This window comes from Blautia sp. MSK20_18, assembly GCF_020553125.1.
In the GTDB taxonomy this organism is placed as follows: domain Bacteria; phylum Bacillota; class Clostridia; order Lachnospirales; family Lachnospiraceae; genus Blautia_A; species Blautia_A fusiformis.
On the sequence record NZ_JAJCGR010000036.1, the window covers coordinates 18,148 to 30,008 of the forward strand.

The 11,861-nt window shown below is 48.3% G+C and carries 15 protein-coding genes; 13 read left to right on the forward strand and 2 right to left on the reverse strand.

Annotated elements, in window-relative coordinates; all coding sequences use genetic code 11:
* The 8 genes from LI091_RS15300 to LI091_RS15335 all read left to right on the forward strand — a co-directional run bounded on the left by LI091_RS15300 (window position 1) and on the right by LI091_RS15335 (window position 5,473).
* A complete protein-coding gene (locus tag LI091_RS15300) occupies window positions 1-528 on the forward strand; it encodes a bifunctional adenosylcobinamide kinase/adenosylcobinamide-phosphate guanylyltransferase (RefSeq protein WP_015524754.1) in 528 nt (175 codons plus the stop codon).
* Window positions 525-1,301, forward strand: a complete 777-nt coding sequence (locus LI091_RS15305) for an adenosylcobinamide-GDP ribazoletransferase (RefSeq protein ID WP_265191325.1) — start codon at window positions 525-527, stop codon at window positions 1,299-1,301. Before LI091_RS15300 ends, LI091_RS15305 begins: the two co-directional genes overlap by 4 nt.
* A 27-nt stretch (window positions 1,302-1,328) precedes the next feature.
* Window positions 1,329-1,709: a bifunctional adenosylcobinamide kinase/adenosylcobinamide-phosphate guanylyltransferase gene (locus tag LI091_RS15310; protein ID WP_022426466.1), complete on the forward strand. Its 381-nt coding sequence runs from the start codon at window positions 1,329-1,331 to the stop codon at window positions 1,707-1,709.
* Window positions 1,702-2,301 (forward strand): histidine phosphatase family protein, encoded by a 600-nt coding sequence (locus tag LI091_RS15315; protein WP_092069016.1) that lies wholly within the window; start codon window positions 1,702-1,704, stop codon window positions 2,299-2,301. The genes LI091_RS15310 and LI091_RS15315 overlap by 8 nt, the downstream gene beginning before the upstream one ends.
* A 3-nt stretch (window positions 2,302-2,304) precedes the next feature.
* A complete protein-coding gene (locus LI091_RS15320) occupies window positions 2,305-3,123 on the forward strand; it encodes a DUF975 family protein (protein WP_173740496.1) in 819 nt (272 codons plus the stop codon).
* On the forward strand, window positions 3,092-3,955 hold the full coding sequence (yqeB, locus tag LI091_RS15325) for a selenium-dependent molybdenum cofactor biosynthesis protein YqeB (RefSeq protein WP_331463638.1): 864 nt from the start codon (window positions 3,092-3,094) through the stop codon (window positions 3,953-3,955). Before LI091_RS15320 ends, yqeB begins: the two co-directional genes overlap by 32 nt.
* A 54-nt stretch (window positions 3,956-4,009) precedes the next feature.
* Window positions 4,010-4,702, forward strand: a complete 693-nt coding sequence (yqeC, locus tag LI091_RS15330) for a selenium cofactor biosynthesis protein YqeC (RefSeq protein WP_265191326.1) — start codon at window positions 4,010-4,012, stop codon at window positions 4,700-4,702.
* Window positions 4,703-4,780: 78 nt separating this feature from the next.
* On the forward strand, window positions 4,781-5,473 hold the full coding sequence (locus tag LI091_RS15335) for a nucleotidyltransferase family protein (RefSeq protein ID WP_265191327.1): 693 nt from the start codon (window positions 4,781-4,783) through the stop codon (window positions 5,471-5,473).
* Between the two features lie 627 nt (window positions 5,474-6,100).
* Here LI091_RS15335 and LI091_RS15340 read toward each other — a convergent pair.
* Both LI091_RS15340 and LI091_RS15345 read right to left on the reverse strand, forming a co-directional pair.
* Window positions 6,101-6,391, reverse strand: a complete 291-nt coding sequence (locus LI091_RS15340; protein WP_021651696.1) for a BMC domain-containing protein — start codon at window positions 6,389-6,391, stop codon at window positions 6,101-6,103.
* A gap of 16 nt (window positions 6,392-6,407) precedes the next feature.
* Window positions 6,408-6,707 carry a BMC domain-containing protein gene (locus LI091_RS15345; RefSeq protein WP_015524766.1) on the reverse strand — a complete coding sequence of 100 codons (300 nt, stop codon included), beginning with the start codon at window positions 6,705-6,707 and terminating at the stop codon, window positions 6,408-6,410.
* Between the two features lie 386 nt (window positions 6,708-7,093).
* Between LI091_RS15345 and LI091_RS15350 the strand changes: the two genes are divergently transcribed.
* The 5 genes from LI091_RS15350 to yedF all read left to right on the forward strand — a co-directional run bounded on the left by LI091_RS15350 (window position 7,094) and on the right by yedF (window position 11,552).
* Entirely contained in the window at window positions 7,094-8,455 is a 1,362-nt protein-coding gene (locus LI091_RS15350) for an MATE family efflux transporter (RefSeq protein WP_022426460.1), read from the forward strand.
* Between the two features lie 189 nt (window positions 8,456-8,644).
* Window positions 8,645-9,892, forward strand: a complete 1,248-nt coding sequence (locus tag LI091_RS15355; RefSeq protein ID WP_265191328.1) for a DUF1015 domain-containing protein — start codon at window positions 8,645-8,647, stop codon at window positions 9,890-9,892.
* A 124-nt stretch (window positions 9,893-10,016) separates the two neighbouring features.
* Window positions 10,017-10,661, forward strand: a complete 645-nt coding sequence (locus LI091_RS15360; RefSeq protein WP_015524770.1) for a GTP pyrophosphokinase — start codon at window positions 10,017-10,019, stop codon at window positions 10,659-10,661.
* Window positions 10,662-10,663: 2 nt separating this feature from the next.
* The gene (locus tag LI091_RS15365) at window positions 10,664-10,855 is read left to right on the forward strand and encodes a hypothetical protein (protein ID WP_015524771.1); all 192 of its coding nucleotides are present in this window, start codon (window positions 10,664-10,666) and stop codon (window positions 10,853-10,855) included.
* Between the two features lie 85 nt (window positions 10,856-10,940).
* Window positions 10,941-11,552 (forward strand): sulfurtransferase-like selenium metabolism protein YedF, encoded by a 612-nt coding sequence (gene yedF, locus LI091_RS15370; RefSeq protein WP_195273491.1) that lies wholly within the window; start codon window positions 10,941-10,943, stop codon window positions 11,550-11,552.
* Window positions 11,553-11,861 lie beyond the last annotated feature (309 nt).

The following is an 11,861-nucleotide window of genomic DNA, read 5'->3' on the forward strand; positions in this document are numbered from 1 at the left end:
ATGCTGGTTGTTGTAACAGGAGGCAGCGGAAGCGGAAAATCTGCTTTTGCGGAAGAAACCGTACTTTCCCTTGGCGAAGCCAGAAGGATCTATATCGCCACCATGCAGGCTTTTGACGAAGAAAGCCACAGGCGCATCCGCAGACACCGGCACATGCGTGCAGGAAAAGGCTTCGAGACAATTGAAAGATATACAGAGCTGGATGAGCTGCTCATCCCGAAGGACTGCGTGGTCCTTCTGGAGTGCATGTCCAATCTGGTTGCAAATGAGATGTTCCGGGAAGGCGGCTTCCACCCGGAGGTGGCAGAAAAGATCACAGAAGGGGTGAAAAATCTTCTTTCCCAGGCAAAGCATGTGGTGATCGTCACCAACGAGATCTTTTCAGACGGGATCCTCTACGAGGAAGAATCAGAACAGTACAAAAAAGAGCTGGGACAGATCAACCAGAAGCTGGCAGAGCTGGCAGAAGAGGTTGTGGAAGTCGTATACGGGATCCCTGTATGGCATAAAGGAGGAAAGGAAGCATGAAAAGCTTATGGAACAGTTTTAAGGCAGCCTTTGCCATGTTTTCAAAGATTCCTATGCCCATGGTGGACTGGAAGAAGGAAAACATAAAATATATGATGTGCTTTTTCCCCTTTGTGGGGACTGCCATCGGCATCCTGACCTGGCTTGCAGGAGGGGTCCTCGGTGTACACGTAGCTCTGGAGCCATTTTTTCTCGCTGTGATCCTTACTGTGATCCCGGTATTTATTACCGGCGGCATTCATGTAGACGGGCTTTTGGACACGTCAGATGCATTAAGCTCCTGGCAGGAACGCACAAGGAGGCTGGAGATCCTGAAGGATTCCCATGCAGGTGCATTTGCCATTATCACAGCCTGTGTATATTTTATCCTCTGGCTGGGAGCCTGGGATCAGCTCCTTGGAAATTATAACGGGATCTGTATCATGAGCCTGGGCTTTATGATGTCCAGATGTCTTTCCGGGATCGGTGTGATCACATTTCCCAAGGCAAGGACAGACGGGACTGTGGCAGAATTTTCCAGAAATGCGTCAGAGATCGTAGTGCGAAATGTTCTTATCACGATGTTTGTGATCCTTGCAGCGCTGATGATATGGGTAGATCCGGTCCTGGGTGTTCTGGCAGCTGTCAGCGCACTTCTGGTATTCTGGTGGTATCACCATATGGCTTTGAAATATTTTGGAGGGACCACAGGTGATCTTTCCGGATTTTTCCTTTGCATCTGCGAGGTCGTGATGGCACTGGTGCTTGCTTTTGGTGGCACGTTTAATCTGTAATGAAGATTTGGATGAGGTAAAAATATTATGGAAATGATAATCGGAGGCGCATATCAGGGAAAAGCTGCCTATGCAAAAGCACAGTTCCCGGATGTGGACTGGAAATTCGGAGGAGAGATCACAGAAGAGGAGCTTCTGAAGGCAGCGGGTGTTCTGGGATTTCAGGAATACATAAGAAAAGCTCTGAAGGCAGGAGAAGATCTCACCGGTCTGGCAGAAAAGCTGGCACAGCAGGATCCGGATGTGATCCTTGTCAGTGAGGAGGTAGGCTACGGGATCGTTCCGGCGGATGCTTTTGAACGGCAGTACCGAGAAGCTGTTGGCCGGGTGTGCACTGCACTGGCTGCAAAAAGCAGAAGGGTCACAAGAGTGGTATGCGGGATCGGGACGGTGCTGAAGGATGATTAGATTATATCTGATACGACACGGACAGACACCCGGAAATAAGCTTCAGCGTTATATCGGAACAACGGATGAACCGCTGAGTACGGAGGGAAAGGAATTTCTGGAAAAGCTGACCTATCCCATGCCGGAGGCCCTTTATGTAAGTCCGCTCTGCCGCTGTGTGGAAACTGCGGAGATCCTTTTTCCAGGAAAAAGCTTTCATATCATCGAAGAGCTTTCCGAGTGTGATTTTGGAGAGTTTGAGAATAAAAATTATAAAGAGCTTTCCGGAAATCAGGATTATCAGAGGTGGATCGACAGCAATGGAACGCTTCCTTTTCCGGGAGGAGAAAGTCGAGAAGCGTTTAAGTGCCGGAGCCTTACAGGATTTCAGAAGGCTGTCACACAGTGTATCCGTAACAACATAAAGACAGCGGCTCTTGTGATACATGGCGGTACGATCATGAACATTATGGAAGAATATGCGGACAGACCCAGGGCTTTTTATGAATGGCATGTAAAAAACGGCGGCGGTTATTTGGCAGAGCTGGAGCCTGCGCTGTGGCAGAAGGGACGGAGAGAGCTCTGTGTCCGTGAAGCATATATGGAGGGTTAAGTTATGAATGAGCAGAAGATCAGCTGGAAACGCAGCGACTTGAAATGGCGCGGAAAACAGGCATTCAAAAAAAATTACTGGTCAGCCGTTCTGGTAAGTCTGGTGCTGGCTATTGTGATGGCAACCGGCGGAAGCGGTGCGGCCACAGGCAGTGCCGGAAATGCGGTAAGTCCGGACTACGGTGTTACAACGTATCATCTGGGTACGGATATCAATGGTGTTACCTCTTATGCCAGTCATGTATTTCGTTCCCCACTGGCAGTGCTTTTTGCGCTTCTGAGTGCCAGTGCCATGGTAACGGTGGCTCTGATCGGGGTCCTTTTCCATTTCTTTGTGGGAAATGTTTTGGAGGTAGGCGGAAGAGATTTTTACATTGAGAACCTTTATTCTGTACCCGGGCCCGGAAAGCTCCTCAGTGTATTTCGTTCCGGGAATTACGGTAATATCGTAAAAACCATGTTTTTACGGGACCTGTATCTTGTATTGTGGACGCTGCTTTTTATTATTCCCGGAGTGGTAAAATCCTACGAATATAAGATGATCCCTTATCTTCTTGCGGAATATCCGGATATGAGCACAAAGGAAGTGTTTGCAAAAAGCCGTGAGATGATGAACGGACAGAAGATGGATACCTTTATCTTGGATCTTTCCTTTATTCCCTGGTCTGTCCTTTCGGCAATTACGGCCGGGATTGCGGGACTCTTTTATGTATCCCCGTATAAGGATGCAACCTATGCGGAGCTTTATGATACTCTTGCGGCAGGAATGCCGGGAAACGAACAGCAGGTGTATGAAGATGAAAATAGCGGCATATACGGATAAAATGATCCTTGTGAGAGGTGGCGGAGATCTGGCCACAGGAGTGATTCACAAGCTTCATCAGAGTGGCTATCAGGTCCTGATCCTGGAATGTGACCGTCCAAGTGCCATCCGCCGTCATGTGGCCTTCTGTGAAGCTGTTTATGACGGAACTGCAGAGGTAGAAGGCGTTGTGTGCAGGAGGATCACGGAGAACGATATCCGGACCCAGTGTAGGAAATGCTGGGCACAGGGAGAGATCCCCCTTCTGATAGATACCCATGGAAAACATATCCGCGAACTGGAGCCGGAGGCAGTGATCGATGCCATCCTTGCCAAAAAGAATCTTGGGACCAGCAGGGATATGGCACCACTGACTGTGGGACTTGGCCCGGGCTTTACCGCAGGGGAGGATGTGGATTACGTGATCGAGACCATGCGTGGCCATAACCTGGGAAGGATCATAAAAAAAGGCAGTGCCCTGCCGAATACCGGAGTGCCGGGACTGATCGCAGGGATCGGAAAGGAACGTGTGATCCATTCACCGGCAGCCGGTAACATGAAAAACATCTGTCAGATTGCAGATCTTGTTGAAAAAGACCAGGTGATCGCCATGGTAGGTGATACGCCGGTGAAGGCTACCATTTCCGGCGTGATCCGGGGGCTGATCCGGGACGGTTACCCTGTTTTTGAGGGAATGAAGATCGCGGACATCGACCCAAGGGCAGAACAGAAGAAAAACTGTTTTACGATCTCAGACAAGGCAAGGTGTATCGCAGGGGGAGTTCTGGAGGTGCTGCTTTCCTGCGGAGTGCTTCCGGGAACAGAGAAAGCTGTGAGGAATGAGAATCTGTGACCGATACAGAGTCTGGTGTCCCTGAAAGAAGTTAGAAGATAAATGGAGTGTGTCATGAAGAAAAATGAAAAAGCGTTTACTGTGGCATTCACAGGAGGCGGCGGAAAGACCAGTCTGATCTTTGGACTGGCAGAAATATTTTCCGGACAGGGAAAACGTGTGATCGTGACCACAACCACGCATATGGCATGGGAACCGGAACGTCCTTTTGCGGAGGCAGAGGACATTCCGGGAGCATGCCGGCTTATAGAACAATACGGATACGTCATCGCGGCTCATCACAAGGCCGGGCAGCCAAAGATTTCCGGCCCCGAAAAGGAGATCCTGGAAAAGCTGCCCGGCTTTTGTGATCTTCTTCTTGTAGAAGCTGACGGATCCAGGCGCCGACCCCTTAAAGTGCCGGCTGTTCATGAGCCGGTGATTCCTTCTTTTGCAGATATGGTAGTAGGAGTGATCGGTCTTGACTGCATCGGCAAAAGGATCTGTGATACGGCACACCGTCCGGATGATGTGGCGGGATTTCTGGGAAAGCGTACAGATGAGCCTGTGACATGGATGGATGTGTGGAAGATCATCCGGTCTGAAGATGGATTGCAAAAAGGAGTGGACGGACGAAGATTTCTTGCGTATCTGAACAAGGCAGATACTCTGGAGGATCCTTGTGTGGCGGAGAAGCTTATGGCACAAGGTCAGGAGTCTGGAATCATGGTGATCTGCGGCAGTCTGCAGAGAAGTGTAAACAGCTAGTACAGCGAAAATTAAGTTTCTGCTATATTGACGCAGGATGATTTCTTCATCTGCAAGGCGGAGGAATGAGGCGTAGCGGTGGCTACGACGATTGACGACAACGCAGCAGATGAAAAATCAGGCAAGTCAATATGGCGGTTACTTAATATTCGCTGTACTAGAATCGAAAGGAAGTGGAGCGGTGATATGAAACTGGGACTGATCATGCTGGCAGCAGGAAACAGCCGGCGGTTTGGAAGCAATAAGCTGCTGTACGGGATAGACGGAATGCCGATGTACAGGCATATTCTCCTGGAACTGAAAAAAGTGAAAGCAGCACTGGAGGAACAGGGGCACAGGTGTGAGATCACAGTTGTCACACAGTATGAGGAGATCGCGCAGGAAGCAGAGAAGCTCGGCGCGCGGTTTCTTTATAATCTGCATCCGGATGAGGGGATATCTTCCTCACTGAAGATCGGGCTGCGGATCAACCGGGAGATGGATGCTTGTTTGTTTACGGTGGCAGATCAGCCGTGGTTGCGGTGGGAGACGGTTTTTGGACTGGTGGATGTGTTTTTGAGAGAGGGGAAAGGGATCGCCTGTGTGGAGCATGATGGGAAGACCGGGAATCCCTGTGTTTTTTCGAAGAAGTATTATGGGGAGCTGATGGAACTTTCCGGTGATGTCGGAGGGAAGAGGGTGGTTGTGGCACATCGGGGGGATGTGGCTGTGATGAAGGTGGAAGATGGACGGGAGATGGTGGATGTGGATTTTGCGGACGGACGCCGGTGAGGTACCGTCTGGTTTGGGCTGGGGCTTCGTCGGGGGCTGGCTTCTAAGGCGCTGGAAATCTGCTAAAACCGCTGAAAAAAATCCAGAACTCGCTCCTGCGTCGCTCAAACAGCTGGATTTTTTCCAGCAACGCAGATTCCCACCGCCTAAGAAGCGCACCCCTCCTGCAGAGCCAGCCCAAACCAGACGCTACCTCGCCGGCTGACGTGCGAAGGAGTGGAGTGCTAGAGTGAAGGCGTGAGTTTAAAGAATATAGCGAAAAGAGTTGCTGACATGCGAAAGGGGAGATAGGCTAGAGTGAAAGTGTGAAGTTTGTAGAAGCAGAGCATCAATGACGAAAGCACCGTGTCTGAGGCAATTTCATGCATACAAAAGCCAGCAGGGAACCGCCCTGGCGTAGTGGGATGTTCTGCAGGAGTCCTGCTGATTCTTAGGTGGTGTGGTTTCTGCGTTATTCCAAAAAGTTCTGCTGTCTGAGCGTCTGGACGCGAGTTCAGAACTTTTTGGAATGGTTTTAGCAGAAGCCGCAGCACCTTAGAAGCCAGCGGACGACGAAGCCCTTCCCGCTACGCCAGGGCGGTTCCCTGCGTACGTTTGTTAAATATTAAATATACAAATAGATATTTCCTACATAAAATGATTCTTAGCCGCTTCTTCCTCAGCCAGACGAACCGTCTCACCGGAAGGATTGGAGATCACTGCTGAAGCTACGATCTCACAAGGCGGGTTCCCTTTTACACTGTCAACGGCAGCCGTAACAGCAGAAACATCACCAGTCAGAAAAACAGTGGCATGACCACCACACTTCGTCTGCCAGGTAAGAAAAGAAACATCAGAAGTCTTCAGCATCTGGTCGATCACCAGGATCGCATTACTGCTGCCAACAACCTCAACTAAACCAAAAGCACCATAATTCATAAATCCGTCGCCCCCTTTATTTATTGATCGTCATCTTCAGTGCGATTTCAGTATCCTCAGAAGGAGAAGCGATCACAGTATGAGAAACAACCTTACCAAGAGGTTTGGCTGCCTCCAGCGCAACCTCCATAGCTGCATTAACGTCAGAAACAGAACCACGCATCTTGACACAGGCGCCACTCTTCAGACGGTTACGCTCAACACTTTGGATCCTGACATTGGCTGCTTTGGAAGCAGCATCAAGAGCAACAAAACAGGCAACCAGGTTATCAAGCTCAAAAACACCTACAGCCATGCCCTTATAATTATTATCCATAAAAATACCTCCATGCGGAACAGATTCCCAGTGATGTGGTTTTTTGACCGATTTTACGTGGAATCATTACCGTTTTTATGGCTTTATTATAACTTTTTTAGACAAAAATAGCAAGAAATAAATACACGGATAATCAGATAGTTACTGTCCATTCCGTTTTCAGCAACATGCTTCGCGATGTACAGAATTTATGCTGATCGCATAAGTTCGCGCGGTATGTCTCGGGTTTTCTGTGATCTTCGCTCACAAAAAACAGTTTGCGGGATATTACAGTGAACAAACAGTAACGTCTGATATTTCCACAGCAGCCTTACAGGGAAATATTTACTTTGCATATCAGATATAGTATTATTTACAATAGTAAAAAAGCAGGAAGGTGTAAAGAAATGCAGATACATCAGACAGACTTTTCAACAGGAAATGTCTATCGTAACATTATGGAAGTGGCTGTGCCGATGATCATTGCACAGATCCTAAACCTCCTTTACAACATTGTAGACCGGATCTATATCGGAAGGATTCCTGAGATCGGAGCCACTGCACTGACAGGAGTGGGACTGTGTTTTCCTATTATCACCCTGATCACCGCATTTACCTATCTTTTTGGAAATGGAGGAGCACCGCTTTGCTCCATGGAACGGGGAAGAGGAAACCGGGAAGAAGCAGAAATGCTCATGGGAAACACCTTTGTGATGCTGATCGGCACAGGAGTGATCCTGACAGCCATTGGCCTTATCTTTTACAGACCGATCCTATATGCCTTTGGCGCCAGTGATGTAACCTTTTCCTATGCGTCAGACTACATAAGGATCTATCTTCTGGGAACCCTGTTTGTGATGATCACTCTGGGAATGAACCCGTTTATCAACAGCCAGGGCTTTGGAAACACAGGGATGCTCACGATACTGATCGGTGCTGTACTGAACATTCTTCTGGATCCCCTGTTTATCTTTGGGATGCACATGGGAGTCCGGGGAGCGGCTTTGGCGACTATCATTTCCCAGTTCTGTTCCGCCATCTGGGTCTTACGCTTCCTTACAGGAAAAAAGGCGATCCTGAACCTGAAAAAAAGCGCCATGAGGATCTCCTGGAAAAGAGTGGGCAGTATCGTAAGCCTGGGGATGTCCGGTTTTTTTATGGCATTTACAAACAGTCTTGTGCAGGTGGTATGCAATGCCACACTCCAGACCTGGGGTGGTGATATCTACGTTGGTGTCATGACAGTTTTAAATTCTGTCCGTGACATTTTCACCATGCCGGTCCATGGGCTTACTACAGGTGCTTCTCCGGTCATGAGCTTCAATTATGGAGAAAAAGCATACGACAGAGTCAAAAAAGCAATTAAATTTATTACAGCTGTCTGTGTGATCTATACCCTGGCAGGCTGGGGAATCCTGAAGCTGCTTCCGGAATTTTTTATCCGGATCTTTAACAGCGATCCCGGGCTTCTGGAAAAGGGAGTTCCCGCCCTTCATATTTACTTTTTCGGCTTCTGCTTTATGGCCTTGCAGTTTACCGGACAAAGCGTGTTCGTGGCACTTGGAAAGGCAAAAAAGGCCACCTTTTTTTCTCTGTTCCGAAAGGTAGTGATCGTAGTACCGCTGACGCTCCTGCTGCCTCATGTGAATGGCCTGGGAACAGACGGCGTGTTCTGGGCGGAACCGGTTTCCAACCTTGTAGGCGGCTGTGCATGCTTTTTCACCATGCTGGCGACGGTACTGCCGGAGCTGAACAAACGTAAGGCATAAGACGGGCCGCGCGAATTTATGCGATTAGCATAAATTCTGTGCATCGCGAAGTGTGTTACTGAGAACGGAGTGAACAGTGACTTTAAACGGGCCGGATAAGGGTTTGCGGGAAATTTTGATATGTGTTAGAATGGACGGGATGATTTGAAAGTCCGGTGTATGGCCGGGCAGGAATGAGAGGAAAACATAATGGCTTTATTTCAGGCATTTCGGGCAGTAAGACCTGCTTTAGAAAAAGCAGAAAAGGTGGCTGCACTTCCCTATGACGTAGTCAGCAGAGAAGAAGCGAGAGAGATCGGGGAAAAAAATCCGGAATCTTTTCTCCATATAGACCGTGCGGAGATGGATCTGGACCCGGAAACCGATCTTTATGATCCGAAGGTTTATCAGAAGGCAAGGGAAAATCTGGATCGTTTCCAGAAAGAAGGGATCCTGATCCAGGATGAGAAACCGAACTATTATCTGTATGAACTGATCCGTAAGGGAAGATCCCAGACCGGGATCGTAGGTGTCAGCTCCATTGATGATTACATGAATGGTGTGATCAAAAAGCATGAGCTTACAAGAGAGGATAAGGAGCAGGACCGCATCCGTCATGTGGATGTCTGTGATGCCAACACAGGTCCTATTTTTCTGGCGTGCAGATATCCGGCAGAGCTTCTTACTCTTATGGAAGAATGGAAAAATGCACATACTCCTGTGTATGATTTTACTTCCGATGACGAGATCACACATCGTGTATGGATCGTAGATGAGGAAGAAAAGATCCGGACTATACATAGTCTTTTTGGTGGGATCTCCTCTATCTATATTGCAGATGGCCACCACAGAGCAGCCTCCGCAGTAAAGGTTGGACAGAAGAGAAGAGCGGAGCATCCGGACTACACCGGAAAAGAAGAATTTAACTTTTTCCTGTCGGTGGTATTTCCGTATGACCAGCTGACCATCCTTCCGTATCACAGGATCGTAAAGGATATCAAGGGTATGGAACCCAAAGCCTTTATCGGAAGCATGAAGTTTAATTTTGAGCTGATGGCAATGCCGGGATTTCCATGTAAACCGGTGGAGAAACACTGCTTCGGGCTGTATGTAGACGGAGAATGGTTCCATCTGAAGGCATATCCGGATATCTATGCGGGTAAAGACAGCGTAGGGCAGCTGGATGTGTCTATTCTTCAGGATAAGGTCCTGGGTCCGGTTCTGGGGATCAGTGACCCGCGTACCGATGAGAGGATCCGCTTTATGGGAGGAAACCACCGGCTGAAGGATCTGGCAGCAGCTGCAGATGAGACAGGAGGAGCTGCCTTTGCCATGTATCCTACATCCATGGAGGAGCTGATGACGATCGCAGACGAGGGTAAGCTTATGCCGCCAAAGAGCACCTGGTTTGAACCGAAGCTCCGCAGTGGTCTTTTTATCCATAAGCTTTCAGACTGATGCCGGAGACTTTATAGATTTTTAATAAAATGGTCAGGAAAATCTTAGGAAATCACTACAGATTGCTCACATTTGTCCGGTAAGATACAAGTATATTCTGAGCAAACGCGAAAGAGGGTTTTTCATGACAAACGAACAGTATTACGATTGTATCCAGCCATATCAGAACGCATGTCAGATCATGCGCGCCAAGCTTGAGGTGCTCAACGGAAGCCTGTATCAGAAGTCTTCCGTATCTCCGATCCACAATATCCAGGAACGGATCAAATCCAAGAAGAGCATCGAAAAGAAGCTGGAGAAGCTGGGACATTCGGACAGTGTGCAGAACGCCAAGGATCATCTCCGGGATATCGCCGGGATCCGTGTGATCTGCTACTTTATCGATGATATATATAATCTTGTAAATGCGCTGAAGCGGCAGAGTGAGCTGATCTTTATCAGGGAAAAGGATTACATACAGAATCCCAAGCCTAACGGATACCGCAGCTTTCACGTGATCATTGCAGTTCCGGTGTATTATCTGGATACCATGGAGTATTTTCCGGTGGAGATCCAGCTGAGAACGATGACCATGGATCTCTGGGCAAGCATGGAGCACCGTGTCTGTTACAAGAAGCTTCCGGAACACAGGGATGAGCTGGCGGAGGCCTTCTGTCAGTATGCAGATATCCTTGGAAAGATCGAGGAACAGTTTGAAGCCTACAATGAAACAGGAATGCTGGAGGAGATCACACCTGCCCAGATTACTGAGAATCCGACGGAGGGATAGGAATGGAGATCGAAGAGGAATTTATATCCGGTTTCTGCCGTACCATGAACGGGGGCGAAACCGTCTGCTGTGAGTATACACGGCAGGAGGACAGCAGCAGGAAGCTGACCTTTATGGACTGCGCGCATGAAAGATGTGTAAACACAGGTGCCTGTGAGATCTTCAAACAGGCCCATGAGCTGGAGCAGAAATAAAAGATCAAAGAAAAGAAAACAGCGAAAAAGCAATAATGATAAAACAGCAATTATAAAAAAATCACAGAATACAGGAGGAGTGAGTATGAAGCACACAGTAGATGCAATGGGGAAACAGTGTCCGATCCCGGTTGTGATGACCAAGAAGATCCTTGACAAGGCAGAGCAGGGAGACGAGATCTTGATCTTGGTAGACAATGAAACAGCAGTAAACAACTTAAGCAGACTTGCCGGAAGTACCGGATGCAGCTTTGTATCCAGAAAAACAGAAGGTGGTTACGAGATCAATATGACAGTAAAATCTGATCCTGCTGCAAGAAGCCAGGCAGAGCCTGAGATCGTCTGCACACCGGCTGTTCCGCAGGGAGATTATACCGTTGCCATCACTTCCGATAAAATGGGAGATGGAGATCCGGAGCTTGGCGGGATCCTGATCAAGGGATTTGTGTATGCACTGACACAGCTGGAGACACCGCCGTCAGTTATGCTGTTTTATAATGGCGGAGCCAGACTTACCGCACAGGATTCATCATGTATCGAAGACCTTAAGACCTTACAGGAGCAGGGAACCGAGATCCTGACCTGTGGAACCTGCGTGAACTTCTACGGACTGAAGGAACCGGCAGTGGGAACCGTAACAAATATGTATACCATAGCGGAAAAGCTCACAAAAGCAGGAAAAGTGATCCGCCCGTAAACAGAAAAACATATAGAAACAACAAAAGCATATAGAAACTTACAGAAGCAGACAGAAACAAATAGAAATATACAGAAATGCCGCAGAGCCATTTTGAAGCCTGCGGCATTTCTGACATCCAGTTGGTATCTGGTTGATATCCGGTTATGAGCAAGCAACGAAGCGGATCGGGAATATCCGCCTGACTTAGCTCCGAACTTACAATTCCACATCAAGCTGCTGCTGCCACTCAAAATGTGATTAAACATACTCACATCGAGATAATGCGGATTCTCACGAATACCGCTTACTGTTTCTTTGTGTATGCTT